We start from the raw sequence: 23063 nt of genomic DNA on the forward strand, positions 1-23063 counted from the left end.
GACAGAGAACTACACCTATTAAAAACTAAATAAATAAGTTAAAGACAATGAATATTAAAATGATGGGTAGCTCCCTAATTATCGCTGGTACCGCTCTTGGTGCTGGTATGCTTGCAATCCCAATGGTATTAGCTCAATTCGGATTGCTTTACGGCACACTGCTGATGGTACTGATCTGCTTCGGTACGACTTACGCAGCATTACTACTTCTAGAAGCGACCATCAAAGCGGGTGGCGGTTTAGGATTAAACTCTATCGCTAGAAAGACACTAGGCAAACAAGGGCAGCTGATCACCAATGGTCTGCTTTACGCCTTACTGATTTGCTTGCTAATGGCTTACATCTTAGGTGCAGGTGACTTGCTGAGTAAGCTGCTGTCTAACCTCGGTGTCGATATTACTGCAACAACGAGTCAAATTACTTTTACCTTGATTGCCGGTGCTGTTGTGGCGAGTGGAACAGGCGTAATTGATAAGCTCAACCGTGCACTGTTCTTCGTGATGCTAGTAAGCTTGTTTGCAACCATGGCCTTTTTGGCGCCAAGCATGACGCAAGAAAACTTGATGCAGGTAACCAGCCACAATCACGTTGATCTGATCAAAACCAGCGCAATTCTGTTCACCAGCTTTGGCTTTATGGTGGTGATTCCTACTTTGGTGTCTTACAACCACGAAGCGACAGACAAACAGCTACGCAATATGGTGATTGTTGGTTCTCTGATCCCATTGGTGTGTTACTTGTGTTGGTTGTTTACGGTAGTGGGTAACTTGAGTGAAGAGCAATTCAGAAGCTTTGAGAACGTATCAGATTTGATGGCGGCGTTTGAGGCTCAATCTCCTTGGGTAGGTAATGTTCTGTCTACCTTCACTGGTTTGGCTTTGTTGACCTCTTTCTTTGGTGTAGCAATGGCGTTGTTCAACCAAAACAAAGACATGTTCAACCAAAACACAGCAGTAACCTACTGCATCAGCTTCATCTTGCCGTTGGCGGGATCATTGCTTGCTGCGGATAAGTTTCTACAAGTGCTGAACTACGCAGGCATCATCTTGGTGTTCCTCGCGGTGTTTGTTCCTCTGGTGATGGTCCACAAGCAGCGCTTCATGAAAGTTGCTGATGATAGATACCGAGCAGAAGGTGGCAGCGCAATGATGTTGTTCTCACTGCTGTTTGGTTGCTTCCTGCTTATCTCACAAGTGATCTAGTTCTTTGGCCCATTATCTAAGATGCAAATCGAGCATCTTAGATATAAGTGGCCGGAATTTAGATAGAAAAAAGGAACGCATCGGCGTTCCTTTTTTATTATTTGCTCGTTACCAAGCAAGCTGTGTTAGAGGCTATTAGCAAACAACCTTAACAGCCAAACCACCTTGAGATGTCTCACGGTATTTAGCGTTCATGTCTTTACCGGTTTCTAGCATTGTTTCGATAACTTTATCTAGAGAAACAGTAGGAGCAGAAGAACGACGAAGTGCCATACGAGTTGAGTTGATTGCTTTAACTGCAGCAATACCGTTACGCTCGATACATGGTACTTGTACTTGGCCAGCAACTGGGTCACACGTTAGACCTAGGTTGTGTTCCATGCCAATTTCCGCAGCCATACATACTTGCTCAGGGCTACCACCCATAAGCTCAGCAAGACCAGCAGCAGCCATAGAACATGCCACACCAACTTCACCCTGACAGCCAACTTCAGCACCAGAGATAGAAGCATTACGCTTGTAAAGACCCCCGATCGCGCCAGAAGCTGCGAAGTAACGGATGTAATCTTTCTCTGTCACTGTTTGGATGAACTTATCGTAGTAAGCCAATACAGCAGGGATGATGCCACAAGCACCGTTTGTTGGTGCCGTTACTACACGGCCGCCAGCTGCATTTTCTTCGTTTACTGCGAAAGCAAACATGTTTACCCAGTCAACAACCGACATTGGATCATTGGTTGTTTTTTCTGAAGTCATTAGCTGTTGGCGAAGTGCTGCTGCACGGCGAGGAACACGTAGTGGACCAGGCAGGATACCTTCAGTATTCATACCGCGATCCATACACTCACGCATCGTTTTCCAGATGTTAGCGAAGTAAGTGCGAGACTCTTCGTCTGAGTGGAATGCTGCTTGGTTTTTCATAACCAGTGTACTGATAGAAAGACCGCTTTCTTTACACTGATTAACCAGCTCTTCAGCTGTTGTGAATTCGTAAGGTGCTTTAATTGGGTTTTCTTCTTCTTTGCCGAAGTTCTCTTCGTCAACGATGAAACCGCCACCAATTGAGTAGTACGTTTTTGAGTATGCAACTTCATCACCAATCCAAGCGTGAATGCTCATGCCGTTCTCGTGTAGAGAAAGGTTGCTAGTGTGGAAGTTCATACCGCCATCGCGTGGGAACGATACTGTATGACAGTGCATGCCAACAGGAAGGCGCTCAGTTTCTTCTACGCGAGCAATGAAGCCAGCAATAGAATCGATATCAACACGTTCAGGAGTATTGCCAGCAAGACCCATGATGATTGCGATATCTGTGTGGTGACCTTTCCCTGTCAGTGATAGTGATCCATATACGTCCACGGTGATTTTAGTGATGTCGCGCAATTTTCCCATTGAACGTAGGTCATCAATAAACTCTTTACCCGCTTTCATTGGTCCAACTGTGTGTGAGCTCGATGGACCAACACCGATTTTATAGATATCAAATACACTAATCATAGCGATTACCTCAAAAAGAGAGCCTCCCAAGGGGAGTAGGGAGGCTCATTTATTATCATTATATTTTGTGTCTAATCTCGCGATATAAGATGCAAGCCATCTTATAAAAAGTGCTTAAGATTAAAGAGCGCCGTAGATTACAGAACTAATAGCCGCTAGACCACATAAAGCTGTAAAGATTTGTACAGGTGCTGAAGTTTTGTACTTAGCCATTGCTGGTACTTTGTTCATTGCGAATACAGGCATTAGGAACAGGATAGCTGCAATCATTGGAGCACCCATTGTTTCAATCATACCTAGGATGCTTGGGTTAACTACCGCAACAATCCAAGTTGTAACAACGATGAACGCTAGAGATGCTTTTTCAATCTTAGAGATTGAAGAACCAGAGCGAGACTTGATTAGACCAACAAGACCTTCGTGAGCACCTAGGAAGTGACCGAAGTAGCTAGAAGTAATCGCTGCGAACGCTACAAGAGGGCCCATGTAAGAGATAAGTGGAGACTCATGTACGTTAGCTAGGTAAGAAAGAACAGAGATGTTCTGTGCTTGTGCTGTTGCTAGTTGCTCTGGAGATAGAGAAAGCACTACAGAGAATACGAAGAACATTACAAAGCCCATCAGCATCATTGCTGCGCCGCCAGTGATTTGGTCAGTTTTCTTAACTGCGTCTTCACCGTATACACGACGTTGCTCTTTAGAGAACTGTGAAATGATTGGGCTGTGGTTGAAAGAGAACACGATGATTGGAATAGCAAGCCAGATAATAGAAGGCATTGTTGACCATTCTGGGCTTACGTCCATCATTGAAGTGTTCCAATCAGGAACTAGGTAGAAAGATAGCGCTAGTAGGATGAATACTAGTGGGTAAACCATTGCTGACGTTGCTTTAAGCATCAGCTCTTTACCGAATACAACACCTGCTGTCATAGCAAGGATAAGTGCACCAGAAAGGAGAGGACGTGGAATAGATTCCATACCCATTTGGTTTACTAGAAAAGAGTCAACCGTGTTTGTAATACCAACACCGTAGATAAGAACGATCGGGTAGATAGCGAAGAAGTAAGCAAAAGTAATAATGTTTGCGCCAGTCTTACCGAAGTGCTCTTCAACTGTGTCTGTAATATCAGCTTCAGGGTTTTTAGCAGACAGTACGAAACGAGCTAGAGATTTGTGTGCGAACCAAGTCATTGGTGCCGCGATTAAAGCTAGGATAACTAATGGCCAAAAACCACCCGCACCAGCTTTGATTGGAAGGAATAGTACGCCAGCACCAACTGCTGTACCGAATAGTGATAAACACCAGGTAAAATCTTTGTAGTTAAACTTGCTTGAATCTTTAACGGCATTTGCCGAAGAAGTTGTTGTGTTCATGTTAAATTACTCATTTTTTGGGAACAGGAAATAAGTCGGGGCTAATTCTGCAGAATTTTCTTCTACAAAAAATAGATCTAAATCATGTAATGAAACGGCGTGTCACATGATATGCGAAAAACGGATTTTTGATCACGAAAATAGCGTGCCACAGGTGATTTATGCTTATGCTTGGTATTAGTTTTATTAATGCGAAAGGGGGGTGTTGTATAGATTTATACCAGGGAAACGTTTGCGTAAAATTGCATTAATAAATCTGTTCCATGGAAAGACTGGTTTTTGTTAACAGAGATTAAACAAAACGTAGTTGCTATGTAATCTGTTGCACTACATGTTGCTGCATTGATTGGATGATTTGCGCCGTAACGCCCCAAATTAGGTGCTCTTGGAAGGGCATAGCAAAAACTCGATGCTTGATTTGTTTAAAGTTAACAGTGTGGCTGTGTAACTTGGCTTGGTCTAAAACATAGGTAGCGGGCACCTCAAAAATTGAGGCAACTTCGTTCTCATCGATGATGGCTTTATAGTCAGGATCGACCATGGCAACAATCGGCGTCACAGAAAATTTACTAATAGTACTCAATGCAGGTAATTGCCCAACAATTTTAACTTGATCCGATCGAATTCCCACCTCCTCATGGAGCTCTCTGAGTGCAGTGAATTGCATAGAAGGGTCAGAAAGTTCGTGTTTACCACCAGGAAAGCTGACTTGGCCGGGGTGATGCTTTAAATGAGCCGCTCTTTTAGTAAAAATGACATGTAAACCATCTTCTCTTTCAACTAAACCTACCACCACCGCCGCTTTACGTAATTGATCGCCATTGATATGCGAAACACGCTCTACTGACTCTGGGTGATAGCCAACGGTAGGGTTAAGTTGGAATTGTTGAAGGAAGTTTTCTTTATTCATATCAAGCCAATATATTGATTGTTATGATTTTAAGTATAGACATAACAGTGGGTTGATTACCAATACTGAGTTTTTCTTCATTTACTTTCCCTCTTTAATTATGAATTGGGCGTCATGAGGGGTTGTTTACCGATGAATCTCCTCGAAATGACGATTTTTGCTATATTCAATATGTGTATACAGGCGAGCAAGCGTTATCCATGTCATAAAATTGGGTGACGAAACGTAGATTTTTCGTTTAATAATTTGATAACAATAACTTAGTGGCCCATTCTAAAAAGAAATAGAAGAAAAGGTATGAGATGAAAGGAATCATATTCACCGAATTTTTAGAGCTTGTTGAAGACAAGTTTGGTTTAGAGCTTTTGGAAGAAGTTCTAGAAATGTCAGAAGATGAAGGGATCTACACGTCCGTTGGTAGTTATGATCACAGAGATCTGGTTAAGCTCATCATTAACTTGAGCAAAAAAACGGATATCGATGCTGCAAGCTTGCAACGCGTTTTCGGGCAGTCTGTATTTAAGAACTTACTCGCCTCTTTACCTAATAAAGCGAGCCTTGCTCATAGCAATACCACCTTTCAATTTATTCAGCACGTAGAGCGCTACATTCACGTTGAAGTGAAGAAGCTCTATCCGGATGCTGAGCCACCTGAATTCAGTTTTATTACTACGACCGAAGCACAACTTGTTTTTGACTACAAAAGCGCAAGGTGTATGTCTCACGTTTGTTTAGGGCTTATCGAAGGGTGTGCTGAATACCATGGTGAATCTATTGTGGTAGAAATGACGCCACAAAATGATGACCAAAGCGTGGTTAGGTTTAATCTCAAAGTAGAAAAGTGATATGGATCTGGTATCAGCCCTAGAGAAAAAGCTTAAACGTCAAATTGCTGCACGGAAAGTGGCCGAAGCATTGTTGGAACAAAAAAGTCTCGAACTGTTTGAGGCAAACCAACAACTTGAGCTTGCGCTGCGTCAGTTAGAAAAGCGCTCCAACGCAAATTTACGTCGGATTGAATTCCAAGAACAGATTGATAACCTGTTGATTGATTTTGGGCGCGCGTTTCTAAGAAATGATCTCGATGATGTCATGCTATCTGAATTAACGACCAACGTGACCAGCAGTTACTTAATCGAAGCCAGTCGTTTGATTCTACCTCCCAAGCTCATCCCTCAGTTACAGACCTATGATTATGGCGATGAGACTGTCGAGGTGTTAGATCAAGACATTCAAGAACCTCATTGGCAAGACGACCTGCTGACCGTGCCTTTAGAGGTTGAAAAAGTCATAGTTGGCGCGTTAATCGTCAGAGTCAGGTTGTTAGACCAAGACTACGAGTTTATACAAAGCCAACTGTTGTTAGTAACGGACCTTATCTGCAGTGCCTTAACCCATCAACTAGCAATCAACCGAAATATTGAATCACGTAAACGAGCGGAAGAGTCCGAAAGGGCAACGCGTGACTTTGTGGCCATGATTAACCATGAGTTAAGAACTCCGCTTAATGGCTTGTTAGGTAGTGCAGAATTGATCAGTGATACGGAACTGAACAGCTCTCAACGTGAAATAGTGAACAACCTGCGCCAGTCTGGAGAGTTTCTCAGAACCATCATTAATGACCTACTGGATTACAGTAAAATCAATGCGGGAATGTTGGAGTTGATTCCAAAGAAGTTTGCACTGCTTGATTTAAGAAATACCATTGAAAGCATCTTTATTAATCGAGCCAAAGAGAAGCAGCTTGAATTCAATATCAGTGTTGCGTCGAACGTTCCTTCCCATTTTCAAGGCGATTTAGAGCGCATCACTCAGCTGTTTGTGAACTTAATCGGTAATGCGATTAAATTTACAGAAGAAGGGCATGTGAATGTTGATATTAAGTGGGACAAAAACCAATTTGTTTTCTCTGTAGAAGATACCGGAGTCGGAATTGCTGAATCGGCGCATAAGACGCTATTTGAACCTTTTACGCAGGCAGATAACTCAAGTAGCCGGAACTATGAAGGCACCGGGCTTGGGTTGGCGATTTGTCGCAAGCTGGTGGCTCTGATGAATGGTGATATTGGGGTGACCAGTGTCGTTGGTTCAGGCACGACGTTTACCATCTCGATTCCTCTTCAAGTTGTCGATGTTCCGGCTGAGAGTGATAGTGTTACCAAGGGCTTTGAGTCTGAGGCGGAATTGTCACTACTTAAAGTGCTGGTGGTTGATGATATTAAGATGAACCAGATCATCATCCAACAGATGCTCCGTAAACATGAAATTGAACCTGCTATTGCAAGTAATGGTGTCGAAGGGTTTGAGCTCGCGTCAGACAATGAATACGACATTGTATTCATGGATTGCAGAATGCCCGTTATGGACGGCTTTGAAGCGACAGAGAAGCTAAGAGAGAAGGGTTACGTTAAATCTATTGTGGCTCTGACCGCCGGAACGACACTTGAAGAACGCGAACGTTGTATTCAGTGTGGAATGGATGACATTTTGAGTAAACCTTACACCGCCAACGATCTTAAAGAGATGCTTAAGAGGTGGGGGCTCTCTGCGGCGAAGGTCGCTTAAACACGCGAATAAAGCGTTGTGAGTCATGTACTCTAACTTAAAGACTAAAAAACCGAAGTGATCTTGCGATCCTTCGGTTTCTTCTTATATAAAGCTTTTTCTGGCCGTTAAGCAGCGGAACTCGTCATTAAGTAGCGGAACTAGCAGTTAATGACATTAGGTTTAGCAATCTTCAAGTACCGGTAGAATTCGACTCAGCTTATCCAGTGTTTCTTGGTATTCAGAAGCACAATCACTATCAAACACCACACCACCGCCAGCCCATGCATAAAGCGTATTGTTCTCGGCGACTAATGTACGAATGGTAATACTGGTATCCATTCTGCCATTTCGGCTGATGTAGCCAATACTGCCGCAGTACGCTGAACGTCGATGCGGTTCTAACTCTTCAATGATCTGCATCGCGCGAACTTTTGGTGCGCCAGTAATCGACCCTCCAGGGAAACAAGCCCTCAGAAGGTCAGTCGCAGAATATTGATCATCAAGGTCTGCTCGTATCGTGCTTACTAAGTGGTGCACGGCAGGGAAGCTCTCAATATCGAACAACTTTGGTACATGCACTGTGCCCGGTTTTGCCACTCGGCCAATGTCATTACGAAGCAGGTCGACGATCATCAGGTTCTCGGCCTGATCTTTATCGGCGCTTGCTAGGTCTTGCGCGTTGGCATCATCAATCATCGGGTCATCAGAACGAGGTCGTGTGCCTTTGATTGGCTTGGTTTCAATGACGTTGTCTTTGAGTTCTAAGAAACGCTCTGGCGAAACACTGATGATTGCGCAGTCGGCCAAACGGATAAAACCCGAAAAGGGCGCTGAGTTGTACTGCTCTAACTTGTCATAAGCCAACCATTCACTGCCTTGGTATTGAGCATTGAAGCGCTGAGCTAAGTTGATCTGATAGCAGTCCCCGGATAACAGGTACTCTTGAACACTATCGAACTTAGTGGCGTAGCTTTCTTCGCTCATATTGGATTTCCACGGTGTGGTTAATCCAAAGGGCGCATGTGTTAGGTGTGATTGACCCATTTTCTGCATCAGCCAATCATGATGTTCATCGATATTGCTGCCGACAATACACGCCGTTTTCAGTTGGTGATCAACGATAACAGCCCATTCATATAAGCCAACCGCCATGTCAGGTGCTTCAATATCACGCGTTGCGAGTGAAGGAAGTGTCTCGACTCTGCGCCCTAAATCATAACTAAAATAGCCTAAAGCGCCGCCAACGAATGGTAACTCAGTGTGCTCTTTAGTCGCAGGTAATAACTGTTGCTGATATTGGTCGAGTAGTTCGAAAGGATCGGAGTCTGAAACCTCGCACGTCTCATTAACATTAACGGTCGTTTTTGCACCGATTGTCTCGAAGGTGGCGATGGGTTGAGCAACTAAAATATCGTATCGACTATCAACGTGGCTTTCTGAAGCGGAGCGTAATAGCATTGCCCACGGCAGGTTTTCAATATGGGAAAACAGCTGTTTAGCTAAAGTTGATTGATATTCAAGCGGCTTGATTTGGATAGAGCGAAATTCGTTGTTATTCATTTGTTTAATTTGTGACAAAGAGTTCGATCACTGCATGGCGTGTGAGAGGAAGCAAGAGTATCATAAATTGAAAATAAAATGGGTTCTTGATTAGAACGGTGCAAACTACATGGTTTAGTTTACAGCTATGCAAGCGATTGCTAAAGCAACTAAATACAGCTCAACATAATAAAAAGCTAAGCCAACTAATCCGGTTAGACAAAAACAGTCAAACCAAGACCCCACATGGAACCAGAACAATAAAGAGGCATGCAATGACGGTTATTCGTAAGCAAGATGTGATCAGCAGTGTCGCTGACGCACTTCAGTACATTTCTTATTATCACCCTTTAGACTTTGTCCAAGCCCTAGAAAAAGCGCACGAGAAAGAAGAGAGCCAAGCAGCTAAAGATGCTATTGCTCAGATTCTTATCAACTCACGCATGTCTGCGGAAGGCCATCGTCCAATTTGTCAGGATACGGGTATTGTTACTTGTTTCGTGAACATCGGTATGGATGTTAGGTGGGAAACGGATCAAACAGTACAACAGATGGTTGATGAAGGCGTTCGTCAAGCTTACAACAATCCAGATAACCCATTGCGTGCATCTGTCCTAATGGACCCTGCAGGTAAGCGTATTAATACCAAAGACAACACACCAGCGGTTGTTCACATTAATATGGTTCCAGGCAACAAAGTTGAAATTCAAATCGCGGCAAAAGGCGGCGGTTCTGAGAACAAAACCAAGATGGTTATGCTGAATCCTTCTGATGATATTGCAGAGTGGGTAGAGAAGACGCTGCCAACAATGGGGGCGGGCTGGTGTCCACCGGGTATGCTAGGTATAGGCATCGGCGGTACGGCTGAGAAAGCAGCAGTTCTAGCGAAAGAATCTTTGATGGAACATATCGATATCCAAGAGCTTATCGAGAAAGGTCCAGAGAACGCAGAAGAAGAGCTTCGTTTAGACATCTTCAACCGTGTAAACAAGCTTGGTATTGGTGCACAAGGTCTTGGCGGTCTAACCACTGTCGTGGACGTAAAAATCAAAACAGCACCAACGCATGCAGCTTCAAAGCCTGTTTGCTTGATCCCGAACTGTGCAGCAACGCGTCACGTTCACTTCACGCTAGACGGCAGCGGCCCTGCAGAGCTAACACCACCTAAGTTAGAAGAGTGGCCAGACATTACTTGGGAAGCTGGCGCGAATACACGCCGTGTTAACCTTGATGAAATTACCAAAGAAGACGTTCAAGAGTGGAAGACTGGCGAAACGGTTCTTCTATCAGGCAAGATATTAACCGGTCGTGATGCTGCTCATAAGCGTATTCAAGGCATGCTTGAAAGTGGTGAAGGTTTACCAGAAGGCGTCGACCTGAAAGGTAAGTTCATTTATTACGTAGGCCCTGTTGATGCGGTACGCGATGAAGCGGTTGGTCCTGCTGGCCCAACAACCTCTACTCGTATGGATAAGTTCACTGACATGATGCTAGAAGAAACAGGCATTATGGGCATGATTGGTAAAGCAGAACGTGGCCCTGCAACGGTAGAGTCAATCAAACAACATAAATCGGTTTACCTGATGGCGGTTGGCGGTGCAGCTTATTTAGTCGCGAAAGCAATTAAAAAAGCACGCGTGGTTGCGTTTGAAGATCTCGGTATGGAAGCGATTTACGAGTTTGAAGTTGAAGACATGCCGGTAACGGTCGCGGTTGACTCTAACGGCGTGAACGCGCACCAGATCGGCCCTGATACGTGGAAAGTGAAAATTGCTGAAGCTGAAAAAGCATAATTTACCGAAGTCAAAAGTCGTAACAGGCGCTAGCTTCAGCGTTTGAATTGCAATTCTTGACAGAAAGTTGAAGACAAAAGTGCAGCATTATTTGCACTTTTGTCTTATTATCAATGATATAGTGATAAACACATCGTTTGATATAAGAATATAGGAGAGAGGAATGCCTCGTTTTATTCAGATCCTACAGATTATCTTGGCAGTGGTGATTGGTGCTTTTGTTGGATATGACCTGATCTTGAAAGGGATCAGTATCTTTGATAATAAATACGTGACAATTACTTGTGCGCTTTGGCTAATTGCAGAGATTGCACTGTTTGTTATCTACAAGTTGATTGAAGACGATTAAACGTCGGATACCGCAGAAAAATTCTAAAGCCCCTGATTATGAATGTAGTCAGGGGCTTTTATTCATCTAGCATTAAGAATGTGTATTGCATACTCACTACTATTAGAAAAAGAAAAAGCATACATACTATCCCAACAGGGAAAGAACATAGGCTGCCTCTCTATTATCATAATCAGCTAGCCTAACTATCACGGAGTCGTTCAAATGAAACACCTAACTCAAGAAATGAGTGACTTTATAAGCAGAGGAACGGATTCTCACATTCGAGTCGCGGTCACGGGGCTTTCTCGTGCGGGTAAGACAGCATTCATTACTTCGCTGGTTAATCAGCTTCTTCATACGTCTACCCACAAAAATCTGCCTCTACTTGCATCAGCGAGAGACGGAAGAATTATTGGCGCTAAGCGCATTCCTCAACACAACATGATGATCCCACGTTTCTCTTATGATGAAGCTATGGAATCGTTGAATGCTCAGCCACCAGAATGGCCAGTGCCGACGCGTGATGTCAGTGAGATTCGTCTAGCAATCAAATATAAGCCAGCCAAAGGCGCAAAGAAGCTACTGAGCAAAAACAGCACCCTTTATCTCGATATTGTTGATTATCCGGGAGAGTGGCTACTTGATTTACCTTTACTGGATATGGATTTTGATACTTGGAGTCAGTCTCAATTTGCAGCGTTGAAAGGCGACAGGGAAACCTACTCGCAACAGTGGAACGCCATGCGTGGTGACGTTGACTTGTTAGCCGAAGCAGACGAAAAGAAACTGGTCGCCATTGCCGATAGCTATACTCAGTACCTTCACACTTGTAAGGATAACGGGTTGCACTGGGTGCAGCCGGGTCGATTCGTATTGCCGGGTGAGCTTGAAGGTGCGCCTGTGCTGCAATTTTTCCCGTGCACCGCACCTGAGGGCAAGTTCTCTAAAACAAGTAACTATGCGGTTTTAAAAGCGCGTTATGAAGAGTATCAACAAAAGGTCGTAAAGGCGTTCTACAAGAATCACTTCGCGACGTTCGACAGACAAATCGTGCTGGTGGATTGCTTACAGCCGCTCAATGCGGGCTATGACTCTTTCATGGATATGCGTGGCGCATTAGAGCAGCTACTAAAAAGCTTTAAGTATGGTCGAAGCAATGTGCTAAGACGCTTATTCGCGCCGAAGATCGACAAGATCTTATTTGCAGCCACCAAGGCTGACCACGTGACACCGGATCAACATCCGAACTTGGTATCGCTGTTACAACAGATGGTACATCCGGCTTGGCAACAGGCGGCGTTTGAACACATCGACATGAGTTGCATGAGCATCGCGTCTATTCAAGCGACCAGCGCGGGTTATATCTCGTCGGGCTCAGACAATGTTCCGGCGTTGCAAGGTGTGACTTTAGATAACGTACCTCAAACCATGTATCCGGGAGAGGTGCCGCGTAAGTTGCCCAATAAACAGTATTGGGAAACCAACCAGTTTGATTTCACGAGCTTTAGGCCGATGGAGCAACATTCCGATGAGCCTTGCCAACATCTAAGAGTCGACAAGGTTTTAGAGTATCTCATTGGCGACAAGTTGAAGTAATTGAGGCAATCAAAATGAGTGAATTAAAAACAAAGCAGGTCTTTAATGAACCGTTGAAGACCTCTTTTGATGAGCAAGACAAGAGCGAAGTTAGCCCGGATTTAGGCGCTCAACAACTGTTCACAGAGCAAGAGAAATTTGTTCCTGTCGCACCGCAAGTGGAAGCCGATCTTGATGGTGAAGCTGAGCAGCAATTGGAGCAAGTGATTCGACCGAGCAAAAAGAAGAAGTGGTTTGGAACGGGCTTACTTGTCGCTTTCTCCGGTCTGGTGGGCTGGCAGGCGATTGACTCTGTCATTACTGCTATTCAAACCGCTGACTGGCTAGCTTTAGGCTGGGCTGGCTTTATCGCTGCCATTGCTTCATTAGGTTTAGGCGCAATAGGCAAAGAGTTGTGGAAGCTGCGTTCGCTGAAAGACCATTTCAGTGTCCAAGAGCAGAGTGAAGAGCTACTGCAAAGCCAGAGTGTCGGTAAAGGCAAAGCGTTCTGTGAACACATTGCGAAGCAGGGCGGTATTGTCGCTGAATCACCCGCTTATGATAAATGGCGAAACAGCATTAACCCTGCGCACAGCGATGCTGAAGTCTTGGATATGTATGATGCACTCGTTGTTGCCCAACAAGATAAAGTGGCGACTCAAATTGTCACTAAATTCTCGACCGAATCGGCCGCTTTGGTTGCTGTGAGCCCATTGGCGGCTGCCGATATGTTGCTGGTGGCGTGGCGCAATTTCACCATGATAGACAAGCTTGCTGATGTGTATGGCATTGAGCTTGGTTACTGGTCGCGTATTAAGTTGTTCAAGTTGGTGTTGATCAACATGGCAGCGGCAGGTGCTAGTGAACTCGCGATAGACGCGAGTATGGACCTCGTTTCGATGGATCTTGCAGGCAAGGTTTCAGCTCGAGCAGGGCAGGGGCTCGGTGTCGGTATTCTCACTGCGAGACTGGGTTTAAAAGCCATGACATTGCTGCGTCCTATGCCTTGGCATAATGAGCGAAAAGTAAAAATATCAGATCTTCGCAAAGCCGTCCTTTCTGAAATAAAGCGCATTACGCTTAAATAGAGTGAGTTGCTTATCAACAAAGCGATCTACTGACCAACAAAGTGTATGACATTGAGTCGTTTGCGAGTGAAGAGTAAACATATGTTTACTCTTCTTCTTGACTGAACTCAGAGCTTAATCCACACTACTGTCAACTTATCCTGACACTTATAATAGGACTATTTGTGCGTCTTGAAGTATTGTGTGAAGACAGACTCGGCTTAACGCGTGAGTTGCTCGATATCTTGGCCTCAAAAAGCATTGATTTAAGAGGAATCGAAATTGATGTTAAAGGCATTATTTACTTAAACTGCCCTGATATTAATTTTGATGCTTTTAGTGAACTTATGGCTGAAATTCGCCGAATTTCAGGTGTGAAGGATGTACGTAAAATCCAATTTATGCCAAGCGAAAGGCATAACACAGAGTTGATTGCTCTGCTGGCAAACCTACCTGACCCTGTGATAGCGATTGACCTTAAAGGCTCAATCGATATGGCAAACCACGCTGCATTGAACCTCTTTAACAAGCAAGAAGACGAAGTGATCGGTGAGCCGCTAGCGACGTTCGTTCCTAGCTTTAACTTCGCTCGTTGGATTGAAGGCGATGTAACGCGCCATCGTGAAGTTGTGGTGTTAGATGGTTTAGATTTCTCTATTGAGATCCTGCCGATTTACCTTGGTGGTGATGTGAACGAAGCGGTACTGGCTAGCGCGGTAATGACAATTCGTTCTTGCAACCAAGAGATGAACACGCCAGACGCAATCCCTGAACAGAATAACCTAGGTTTTGAACACTTTGTTGGTGTCTCTAATCGCCATAAAGCCTTGATCAGCCAAGCTAAGAAACTGGCTATGCTGGATCAACCTCTGCTTATTGAAGGGGATACAGGCACGGGTAAAGAGATGCTGGCTAAAGCGTGTCATAACCGTTCGAACCGAGCGTCATTCCCATTCTTGATTCTAAGCTGTGCATCGATGCCTGATGACGTAGCGGAGACGGAATTGTTTGGTCATGCACCGGGTTCATTTAACCATGAACAAGGTCATAAAGGCATTTTCGAACAAGCGAATGGCGGTACCGTATTTTTAGATGAAATTGGCGAGATGAGCCCGCATCTACAAATCAAACTGCTGCGTTTCCTACAAGATGGTTCATTCCGTCGTGTTGGTGAAGAAGAAGAGATGCACGCGGATGTTCGTATTATCGCATCAACGCGCCACCGTCTTTCTGAATTAGCCGACTCGGGCTCGTTCCGTGAAGATCTGTTCTACCGCTTGAACGTGCTGACTTTATCGATTCCTGCTTTGCGTGAACGTTCAAACGATGTTGCCCCATTACTGGAGCTATTCGTTGCAAAGTACGCACAGCAATTAGGCATGTTGAAACCAAAGCTGACTCAAGAACTAATCGACCAATTAGGTAACTACCAATGGCCGGGCAACATTCGTCAGTTAGACAACATGGTTCTACGTGCTCTAACAGAGTTGGATTCAGATACGTTAACGGTTGAGCAATTCCACCTGCCACAGCTTGAAACCATGACGGCTGGAATGGCGAACTTGAGCTTAGACGGCTCGCTTGACGAGATCATGAAAGACTATGAATCTCAGATTCTAGAGAAGCTCTACCAGTCTTTCCCATCAAGCCGTAAGCTTGCAAAACGTTTGAATGTATCTCACACCTCAATTGCGAATAAGCTTCGTGATTACGGTATTAGAAAGAACTGATCGAATAAGAACAAGATTATGGAAGATTTGAGCACACCAGAACGCATTTATAAGCGCGATGGAAACCTGATTCTACGCACCGCAGAGATAGACGATGCGAATATGATCAGTGATTACTTTCAAACTAACCGAGAGTACCTTAAGCCTTGGGAACCAATTCGTGAAGATGTGTTTTTTGATAGAACGGGTTGGGCGCAGCGCCTGATTAAGCTAAATGAGCTTCATAAAATGGGGCTAGGTTATTACTGTTTGCTTGTTAATGATGACACTAACGAAATGTTGGGCACCATTTCATTCAGCAATCTGTCTCGATTCCCTTTCTATGCGTGTAACGTGGGCTATTCGCTTGCTGAAAGTGCACAAGGCCACGGTTACATGCGCAGAGGCTTGAGCATGGCAAAAGACTACATGTTTGATGTGCAGAACATGCACCGCTTAATGGCGGGCTACATGCCTCACAATGAACGCAGTGCGGATGTCTTGGAACATCTTGGCTTTGTTCGAGAAGGCTTCGCCAAAGATTACTTACAGATTAACGGTAAATGGGAAGACCATATACTGACCGCGTTAGTTAACCCTAACTGGGAAGACAAACGCAATGTCTAGACTAAATAGTATCTAGGCGTAAGAACAGGTAATGAATTTAAAGGCAGCGAATATCAAGCGACCTCTAGTCGCCGCTGTATCAAAAAGAACATATAGGCATGGTAGATCCATCAGCCTGAGAAGATATTTGAGGAATTTTGATGTCATACACAACTTTGGACGAATACCAAAGAAAATGGATTTTCACTCACCAGTCAATGCCGCTGCCGGCAGAAGATTTGGAAAAGATTAAACCAATGACACAGGCGAGAGCATCTCAGTTTTGGAAAGAGAACGTGAGCCCTCAAAGCCCTGATGCGGAAAGACTAAGTTCGCAAGATTGGCCAAGCAAAGCATCGAACTGGAATGAAGAGATTAGCTGGATGGCGAATTGGGAAGCGGATGAGCCTGAAATGCCAGAAGAGATTCTGAACTTTATTGATTGGCAAGATGACGTAACTGTTTATTTTTGTTACGAAAAATACAATGTTTTAGAAACCAAGTGGTCAGTTTTCAAGAAACACTGGAAGAACTTTTTGTTCTACGATGATGGCCCGATTCTACTAGGCCGCCGCCGTTCAGAAGCACTTTGGTTTGCAACAAATGGTACCGTTAAAATTGGCAACAGAGCTTAAGTAAGACACTACTTAATCAAGCGAATGTTGAACAAAAGATTGATAAAAAGCGAGCTCTGAGCTCGCTTTTTTTGTGGCTAAAGATCGTCGAGGATCATCGATAAATACACGCCATTTGAAGCCGATTTCTGACGAGGGTTTTCATTAGCTTAGAGCTAGTAATTTTCGAAATTGAGATCGCTATCTCATTGGCTTGGTTGAAGTTTTGTGGGTTTGGGTTATCTTTATAGTACTGCCTTAGTGGAGGTGAAGTATTATGATTTGGGATACTCTCGAACGTGTAAATAAACTTCGCAAGGAAGCAATGAAAGATCCAGAGTTTTTGGATTCAGCAAAAATGCATGAGCAATGGCTTTTAAGCGAAACTCATAATCAATCGAACAAAGGAGCTAAAGAGAAGAAACCGAAAAAGTTATCTGATATTTATGAAAATACGGATTTTCCTATTAACCCAACAGGAACGAAACATTAACAATGATGAACTGCAATACGGCTAAGGCTCTTAACCAAGATGCGATAAGTCGACTAAACATACCAGCCTTAAGCCACCAATAAAAAAGCCACTTTCAACGAATCGAAAGTGGCTTTTTCTTTACTAGTTAGAGATCCAATCTAATGACCCCTGAAACTAGTTATTAATCAGGCTTAACCCGCTTGGTAATGCATCACCAAATACGCGCTTAGACTCGCTCTCAGAAAGTTCAGTGACTTCACTCACTAGCGTTAGCCATGAATCAGGTACCTTGCTTTGCTTCAGCTTCTCAATCACTTGATTACGATAGTCGTCAGAGATATCAAATTGACGGTCACCGGTTTTACGGCAAATCATCACAGCAGCGAAGGCGATCATCTGCTCTTTCTGCCAGTTCTGTTCAAGCAGTTTTGGTAACCACTGTTCAGCTTGCTCTCTAGGAATTACGCTGTGTTGGCTGCCATACAAAGGCGTTCTTGATGCTAATCGACCTAGCGCCCACCAGTGAGCTTGTTCAAATTGGTTATGGTTAATCGCTTTGCTCAAGAACCAGCTTGCCAGCAGCACTTTGTCTTCCACTTCAAGTTGCTCAAGTGACGCCGCTAAACGAACCATGGCTTCATAGCCATTGTCTTGCGCATCTTTAGCCGTTTTAGGGTTCTTCATTGCACCTGGGTGAAGGTACTTCGCGATATCAGCCAAGATGGTCTCTTGCTGCTCTTGATTCAGGCCACCCGCAACACGACGCCAGAATACCCACCAATCTGTCCAACCTTGGTGGTTCTGGAACTGAATGTTTTGTTGGTAAAGCCCCCAAATTTGTTCGATACGCCATGAGTCAGTCGGATCGCCAAAGCCGGGACGCAGCGAGTAACCCGCCAAACGCAGCCAGTTCTTCTCGTGTGCTTCAGAGCGACGGCGGCGTTTACGACCTAATGAAAAGGTATCAAACAGATGGCGAAGGGTCGTGAAATCCCATTCATCACGCTTACCAAGTCGCTTCTCAAGATCTTTCGATAGTGTTTTGATCTCTTTCGATTCAGCACTCTTCTTGTTGCCGCTGTACAGACGAGAAATCAATTCCTTACATTCATCCAGTCTTGGATGAAGTTTAGCGGTATCAGACTCATCGCCTTGCTTGTTTCTTACTTCAAATTCAAGCAACCAACGCTTAGTGTCATCTTCCGTGCTCACACACTCCATTTTCAGTGTGCCGACTTCTGTTAATTGACACGCGAGCAATACTTCGACGCGTTCTTTTTGGTTGGCTTGGAGCTCTGCAGTACCTGAACCTTCTAGCGTAGAAATATACGGTGGAAGAGGGGAGAACAAGTCAGCGTCGACATTGACCATCACGCCATTTTGAATGGCAGTGTCATGAGCAATTTGATCGTGCGTTGAAGTCAGTAGATTGAAACGTACCGGCTCACCCAAAGTTAGTGAGAAACGACGACTGTTCAAACGTATTTCTTGGCCTTCTTCAGTCCCTTTGGCAAGCAGACAAAGTGCTTTACCCATCTTGTTCTTCTCTTGCAGATGTAAGAAGTAAGAACGAGCCGCACCGCCACCAATTTTAAGTTGCGCACCGCGGCGAGCCTTACCAAAGGCCACTGCGCCCAATGCTACAGACCAATCAGGATGAGGGTTATCTAAGACGGTGATTGGCGCACCGTTCCAATTGCCAAGTAACTGAGTAATACGTTCAGTAACAAGCTCACTGTTGAATACACCGCCGTTGAGTAGTACACCGACAGGTATCGCTGGTTTTGTCTCATCAAATTCGATTGCGCCAGATTTTTCTAGTGCCGCTTTTGATACTTGCTGATGTGTCGCTAGGAATTCGGCAACGTGCTTACTTACCGCAGGATCTGCAGCGTAGGGTAGGCCGAACTCAACCACCGCGCTACGTCGTTTGTCGGGTACTTCCGTAAACTCAGAAAGTGGGAAGAAACCTTCCAGTGCAATCTGATGAACTTCTTGTTTCGTTAAACCAATACTTTTGGTACCGCCAAGTAGTTTTGAACCGCTGCCCAGCATGGTGATCTTCACATCGTCTGGCGCGTTAGCAGAAAGCAGGCTCTCTTTTGCGGCGCGAGTCTGTTGAATCAGTTTGGTTAAGCTTGAGGCATTCAGCTTTTTGTTTTGATTGAAGCGTTGCTCTGCAAGGTGGGCAAGGGCTAAATCTAGGTTATCACCACCGAGCATTAAGTGTTCACCAACGCCGATACGGTCGAGTGCGAGTTTTTGGTCATCGCCATTGTTTGAGTTGAAGCTTGCTTCGATCAAACTTAAATCGGTGGTACCACCGCCGACATCACACACTAGAATCAGCGGGATTTGCTGAAGTTCATCGGCAGCGGTTTGTTGATGACGTGCATACCAGTCATAACAAACGGCTTGCGGCTCTTCGAGTAACAGAATCTTACCTAAGCCCGCCAGTTCTGCCGCTTCGAGTGTCAGCTTGCGTGCTGTCTCATCGAATGAAGCGGGAACGGTGACTACAACATCTTGGTCTTCAAGCTTGTTGCTTGGGTTACGGTAGTTCCATGCTTGGCGGATGTGGTTTAAGTAGCTTGCGCTTGCGACAACAGGAGACACCTTATCGACGTCAGTTGCGCCTGCCCAAGGCAGAATGTCGGAGTTACGATCAACCGCTTGGTGAGATAACCAGCTCTTAGCACTCGATACTTGGCGGCCTTCAACTTTTGCGCCCAGTTCGCGTGCCCATTCACCTACGATGACGTTTTGAATATCGCCTTCAACCAAGCTCGGTTCCCAAGGCATAGTGAGATCGGAAGGGGAGATCTGACCTTGTGCAGGATGGTAACGAAAGGATGGAAGTAGCGGTTTGCGAACCACTTCACCGGGGCCGATGAGTTGGTCAATATCGAAAAGAGAAACGGGAGCATGTTGTAGGTCGTCGTTGATTTCACAGTAAGCAACAACGGTATTGGTTGTGCCTAAGTCAATGCCGACTAAAAAACGAGGAGATGCCATACAAAACCTTATTCTGCCAAAGTGATGACCAGTTAATGGATAGTCTTGGTCTTATTATTGTCTTTGGAATGCTTTTAATACAGGGCTAGGGAATCGCATTGATAAAATAACGGCACCCGTTAAGGTGCCGTTGATTCATTATGCTTGTTCGTTTGAGTCGTTATTCGAGTCTTCACGAACATCGAACTCAACGTGCCACTTCTGACCATTGTCAGTCGCAATGGCTTCTAGATATAACGTGCCTAGTTCAGTAACGCGAGAAGCCAAAGTCACGGGAACCACTTCACCTTCGCGACGACCTTCAGAAACTGGCAGTGTCACTTGGATTTCAGGAAGCTCATCAAGATCTTCTGGAGCCCAGTGATCAAGGTGCGTACCCGCTTGGTCTTCACGACGTGTTGTTGAACCGAAGAATTGGAAGTGTACTGGCTGACCAATCACGAGGCCAAACTCTTGGCTAGGAACTTGAACGCTTGAACCTTCTTCCATGCCAAATGGTGCAACACACAAAGCTTCCATCGGAGGAGCCATACCTGGGATAGCTGGCATCGCACTTTCAATTCCTACGTAGTAAGAAGAAGCGATACCACCGCGGATACGAACGCCTTGACCACGACGTACTGCGCCGTAGTAAGAAGCGCCACTTGCAACTGCTAGATCTAGATCTAGGCCTGAAAGCTGTTTAGCGAATTCTGCGTCTGCGTTAATCAACCATTCATTGATCGTGTCTGATAGACGGTCAGCAAGTAGATTAGATTTTAGAACACCACCATTGAACAATACCGCTGTTGGTTTGATGAAGTCTGCCGCCGGCGCTTCTGACCCTTGCGCTTCTGTACCGGGCATACCGGGCATATTTGCAAACGGGTTGAAATCTTGTTGAGCGGTTTCACTATTTCCAGAAAGCGCGTTCGCTTGCTTAGAAAGGAATGCAGCAATGTGACGAGTAATACCTGCGTCTTGAGCGTAAGGCAGACCCATTTGAGTCAGTGCGCCACGCGTCTTTTGTACTGGGTGATCAGTCACCGCTACTTTCGGGAAGAAGCCATCAACCAATGTTTGTTGTACTTCTTGCTGAGTCAGATCTGTTTTCAGTGTTGCGCCCAGTAGTTTAGAACCGCGGCTAGGTACAACGATTGGCACTGATTGCAACTCAGCATCATTAAGCAATGCTTCTTTCGCATCACGACACGCGTGAGTCATCGCTTGAACCTGCCAAGGAGCCAGTTCTTTGCCTTCTTGAGCCAGTTTCATCTTCAGACGGTAAGCCAGAGCTAAGTCCATGTTGTCGCCGCCCAGTAGGATATGTTCACCTACAGCGATACGGTTCAGGCTTAAGTTGCCTTCATCTTGTGTGACTTCAACTAACGAAAGGTCAGTCGTACCACCGCCGATATCGACAACAAGAACGATGTCACCAACGTTCACTTCATCACGCCACGTGTCGTTGCTGTTATCAATCCAGCTGTAAAGAGCCGCTTGTGGCTCTTCTAGAAGCGTTAGGTGAGTAAAACCAACATTACGCGCAGCTTCAGCCGTTAGGTCACGAGCCGCAGGATCAAACGAAGCAGGAACCGTGATCGTTACATCTTGGTCTGCCAGTTTGTGTTCTGGGTTAGCGTGGTTCCAAGCATCTTTAAGGTGCTCAAGGTACAACTCAGTTGTCTTAAGCGGAGATACCTTTTCAACTTCTTCAGGGCTGCCTGCAGGAAGGAACGCATCGCGACGATTCACACCACCGTGGCATAACCAAGATTTTGCACTTGCTACCAAACGGATTGGGGTTTTAGAACCAAGGTTACGAGCAATCGCACCGACTAGCGCTTTTGGCTCAGAAGACCAAGGAAGAACGCGAGAGCCCGCATTCATTTCATGTTCGTGCGGCTGGTATAGGAACGAGCCAAGTTGGCTGCGAGTTTCTACTGTACCTGGTGCCGTTAGCTGAGGGATTTGCATCACCTCTACACGAGCATCTTCATTGGTTGTGTCGATGTAAGACAAAACGCAGTGTGTGGTACCTAAATCGATACCAATACTGAACTTAGGCGCTTGATGTTGCTCTTGAGAAGATAGCTCTTGAGCTGAATGACTTTGGTGTTCCATTATAGCTCCACCTCTGCCGGTGCAATCACAGACGCATCGTAGTTCTCAGCAAGCTTAGGCAGGTTCATGTCAGTTGCTTTCCAACCTTTGTGAACCAATGTGCCATTGAACGGTGCGTTACCCGTTACGTTGCCTGTTAGGCGAATTTCTTGAGGGTTGAAACCTTCAGCAATAGTGATACGTGTTTCTTCATCTTCAGTGCGGATGTGAGAAAGCGTTACGTAATCAGCTAATACTTTTTGACCGCCAGTGTGAATAACACGAGCAGCTGCGCCAACTTCTTCATCAGAGAATGACGCTAGGTCTTCTTTTAGGAAGTCAATTAAACGAGCTTCTTGCTGCATGATAGACAGTAGCTGCATTGCAGAATCTGTTGGTGCTGTTGCCAGCTTAGATTCAACTTCTACTACTTTTTCGATCACACGTTCAACTTCAACAACTTTCTCTACTTCGACAATTTTCTCAACTGGCTTTTCAACTTCAACGATCTTTTCTACTGGTTTTTCTACGACTTTCTCAACCACTTTGGTTTTACGAGAAACGGCAATTAGCAGTAGTAAAACGCTTGATGCCGTTAGGCCTGCGTGAAGCATATCAAACGTTTGTGGGATTAGGTTCAAATCAACGATCATAGTGATTTCTCTTTAAAATTGATTTAACGGTATATTCGTCGGTTTAAAGGAATATACAGGTTGGAAAGAAACTC

The 23063-nt window shown here is 45.0% G+C and carries 18 protein-coding genes; 11 read left to right on the top strand and 7 right to left on the bottom strand.

Features of this window, described 5'->3' with window-relative positions; translation table 11 throughout:
* The first annotated feature begins 59 nt into the window (after window positions 1-59).
* Window positions 60-1202 carry an amino acid permease gene (locus AC3CH3_RS06270; protein ID WP_488538156.1) on the top strand — a complete coding sequence of 381 codons (1143 nt, stop codon included), beginning with the start codon at window positions 60-62 and terminating at the stop codon, window positions 1200-1202.
* A gap of 135 nt (window positions 1203-1337) precedes the next feature.
* Here the strand turns inward: AC3CH3_RS06270 and AC3CH3_RS06275 are convergent, their stop codons facing one another.
* From AC3CH3_RS06275 to AC3CH3_RS06285, 3 genes are all read right to left on the bottom strand, one after another.
* Entirely contained in the window at window positions 1338-2699 is a 1362-nt protein-coding gene (locus tag AC3CH3_RS06275; RefSeq protein ID WP_060981746.1) for an L-serine ammonia-lyase, read from the bottom strand.
* A gap of 120 nt (window positions 2700-2819) precedes the next feature.
* Complete coding sequence (locus tag AC3CH3_RS06280) at window positions 2820-4073, bottom strand: aromatic amino acid transport family protein (RefSeq protein ID WP_048658418.1); 1254 nt, start codon at window positions 4071-4073, stop codon at window positions 2820-2822.
* A gap of 310 nt (window positions 4074-4383) precedes the next feature.
* A complete protein-coding gene (locus AC3CH3_RS06285; protein ID WP_488537984.1) occupies window positions 4384-4983 on the bottom strand; it encodes a CoA pyrophosphatase in 600 nt (199 codons plus the stop codon).
* 302 nt (window positions 4984-5285) lie between these two features.
* On the opposite strand from AC3CH3_RS06285, the gene AC3CH3_RS06290 reads away from it, so the two are divergent.
* Together AC3CH3_RS06290 and AC3CH3_RS06295 are read left to right on the top strand one after the other, a co-directional pair.
* Window positions 5286-5828: a heme NO-binding domain-containing protein gene (locus AC3CH3_RS06290; protein ID WP_146491313.1), complete on the top strand. Its 543-nt coding sequence runs from the start codon at window positions 5286-5288 to the stop codon at window positions 5826-5828.
* Window position 5829: 1 nt separating this feature from the next.
* On the top strand, window positions 5830-7548 hold the full coding sequence (locus AC3CH3_RS06295) for an ATP-binding protein (protein ID WP_488537985.1): 1719 nt from the start codon (window positions 5830-5832) through the stop codon (window positions 7546-7548).
* Between the two features lie 162 nt (window positions 7549-7710).
* On the opposite strand, the gene pabB is transcribed toward AC3CH3_RS06295, so the two are convergent.
* Window positions 7711-9090 (bottom strand): aminodeoxychorismate synthase component I, encoded by a 1380-nt coding sequence (gene pabB / locus AC3CH3_RS06300; protein WP_488537986.1) that lies wholly within the window; start codon window positions 9088-9090, stop codon window positions 7711-7713.
* Window positions 9091-9344: 254 nt separating this feature from the next.
* Here pabB and AC3CH3_RS06305 point away from each other — a divergent pair, with 254 nt between their 5' ends.
* The 8 genes from AC3CH3_RS06305 (at window position 9345) to AC3CH3_RS06340 (ending at window position 17257) form a co-directional block, all read left to right on the top strand.
* A complete protein-coding gene (locus tag AC3CH3_RS06305; RefSeq protein WP_488537987.1) occupies window positions 9345-10862 on the top strand; it encodes a fumarate hydratase in 1518 nt (505 codons plus the stop codon).
* Between the two features lie 163 nt (window positions 10863-11025).
* On the top strand, window positions 11026-11211 hold the full coding sequence (locus tag AC3CH3_RS06310) for a hypothetical protein (protein WP_004734731.1): 186 nt from the start codon (window positions 11026-11028) through the stop codon (window positions 11209-11211).
* A 204-nt stretch (window positions 11212-11415) separates the two neighbouring features.
* Window positions 11416-12789, top strand: a complete 1374-nt coding sequence (locus AC3CH3_RS06315; RefSeq protein ID WP_488537988.1) for a YcjX family GTP-binding protein — start codon at window positions 11416-11418, stop codon at window positions 12787-12789.
* Window positions 12790-12803: 14 nt separating this feature from the next.
* Window positions 12804-13856 (top strand): YcjF family protein, encoded by a 1053-nt coding sequence (locus AC3CH3_RS06320; protein WP_102453013.1) that lies wholly within the window; start codon window positions 12804-12806, stop codon window positions 13854-13856.
* A 164-nt stretch (window positions 13857-14020) separates the two neighbouring features.
* Entirely contained in the window at window positions 14021-15565 is a 1545-nt protein-coding gene (tyrR, locus tag AC3CH3_RS06325) for a transcriptional regulator TyrR (protein ID WP_017077872.1), read from the top strand.
* Window positions 15566-15583: 18 nt separating this feature from the next.
* Entirely contained in the window at window positions 15584-16171 is a 588-nt protein-coding gene (gene rimJ / locus AC3CH3_RS06330; protein ID WP_488518716.1) for a ribosomal protein S5-alanine N-acetyltransferase, read from the top strand.
* Between the two features lie 140 nt (window positions 16172-16311).
* The gene (locus AC3CH3_RS06335) at window positions 16312-16785 is read left to right on the top strand and encodes a DUF2947 domain-containing protein (protein ID WP_004734736.1); all 474 of its coding nucleotides are present in this window, start codon (window positions 16312-16314) and stop codon (window positions 16783-16785) included.
* Between the two features lie 256 nt (window positions 16786-17041).
* A complete protein-coding gene (locus tag AC3CH3_RS06340) occupies window positions 17042-17257 on the top strand; it encodes a hypothetical protein (RefSeq protein ID WP_171307720.1) in 216 nt (71 codons plus the stop codon).
* Between the two features lie 156 nt (window positions 17258-17413).
* Here AC3CH3_RS06340 and AC3CH3_RS06345 read toward each other — a convergent pair whose 3' ends face one another.
* The 3 genes from AC3CH3_RS06345 to AC3CH3_RS06355 form a co-directional block, all read right to left on the bottom strand.
* Entirely contained in the window at window positions 17414-20254 is a 2841-nt protein-coding gene (locus AC3CH3_RS06345; protein WP_488518717.1) for an Hsp70 family protein, read from the bottom strand.
* A gap of 138 nt (window positions 20255-20392) precedes the next feature.
* Window positions 20393-22357, bottom strand: coding sequence for an Hsp70 family protein (locus AC3CH3_RS06350; protein WP_488537989.1), 1965 nt, complete (start codon window positions 22355-22357; stop codon window positions 20393-20395).
* Window positions 22357-22989 carry a DUF2760 domain-containing protein gene (locus tag AC3CH3_RS06355; RefSeq protein WP_488518719.1) on the bottom strand — a complete coding sequence of 211 codons (633 nt, stop codon included), beginning with the start codon at window positions 22987-22989 and terminating at the stop codon, window positions 22357-22359. The genes AC3CH3_RS06350 and AC3CH3_RS06355 overlap by 1 nt, the downstream gene beginning before the upstream one ends.
* Between the last annotated feature and the right edge of the window lie 74 nt (window positions 22990-23063).

The sequence above is a fragment of the Vibrio sp. QJM3NY_35 genome, from assembly GCF_057785915.1.

Coding starts and splice junctions, on each gene's coding strand:
- AC3CH3_RS06290 (WP_146491313.1), top strand. CDS start 5,286: ATGAAAGGAATCATATTCACCGAATTTTTAGAGCTTGTTGAAGACAAG.
- rimJ (WP_488518716.1), top strand. CDS start 15,584: ATGGAAGATTTGAGCACACCAGAACGCATTTATAAGCGCGATGGAAAC.
- AC3CH3_RS06305 (WP_488537987.1), top strand. CDS start 9,345: ATGACGGTTATTCGTAAGCAAGATGTGATCAGCAGTGTCGCTGACGCA.
- AC3CH3_RS06315 (WP_488537988.1), top strand. CDS start 11,416: ATGAAACACCTAACTCAAGAAATGAGTGACTTTATAAGCAGAGGAACG.
- AC3CH3_RS06280 (WP_048658418.1), bottom strand. CDS start 4,073: ATGAACACAACAACTTCTTCGGCAAATGCCGTTAAAGATTCAAGCAAG.
- AC3CH3_RS06295 (WP_488537985.1), top strand. CDS start 5,830: ATGGATCTGGTATCAGCCCTAGAGAAAAAGCTTAAACGTCAAATTGCT.
- AC3CH3_RS06275 (WP_060981746.1), bottom strand. CDS start 2,699: ATGATTAGTGTATTTGATATCTATAAAATCGGTGTTGGTCCATCGAGC.
- AC3CH3_RS06320 (WP_102453013.1), top strand. CDS start 12,804: ATGAGTGAATTAAAAACAAAGCAGGTCTTTAATGAACCGTTGAAGACC.
- AC3CH3_RS06345 (WP_488518717.1), bottom strand. CDS start 20,254: ATGGCATCTCCTCGTTTTTTAGTCGGCATTGACTTAGGCACAACCAAT.
- pabB (WP_488537986.1), bottom strand. CDS start 9,090: ATGAATAACAACGAATTTCGCTCTATCCAAATCAAGCCGCTTGAATAT.
- AC3CH3_RS06285 (WP_488537984.1), bottom strand. CDS start 4,983: ATGAATAAAGAAAACTTCCTTCAACAATTCCAACTTAACCCTACCGTT.
- AC3CH3_RS06350 (WP_488537989.1), bottom strand. CDS start 22,357: ATGGAACACCAAAGTCATTCAGCTCAAGAGCTATCTTCTCAAGAGCAA.
- AC3CH3_RS06340 (WP_171307720.1), top strand. CDS start 17,042: ATGATTTGGGATACTCTCGAACGTGTAAATAAACTTCGCAAGGAAGCA.
- AC3CH3_RS06355 (WP_488518719.1), bottom strand. CDS start 22,989: ATGATCGTTGATTTGAACCTAATCCCACAAACGTTTGATATGCTTCAC.
- AC3CH3_RS06335 (WP_004734736.1), top strand. CDS start 16,312: ATGTCATACACAACTTTGGACGAATACCAAAGAAAATGGATTTTCACT.
- AC3CH3_RS06310 (WP_004734731.1), top strand. CDS start 11,026: ATGCCTCGTTTTATTCAGATCCTACAGATTATCTTGGCAGTGGTGATT.
- AC3CH3_RS06270 (WP_488538156.1), top strand. CDS start 60: ATGATGGGTAGCTCCCTAATTATCGCTGGTACCGCTCTTGGTGCTGGT.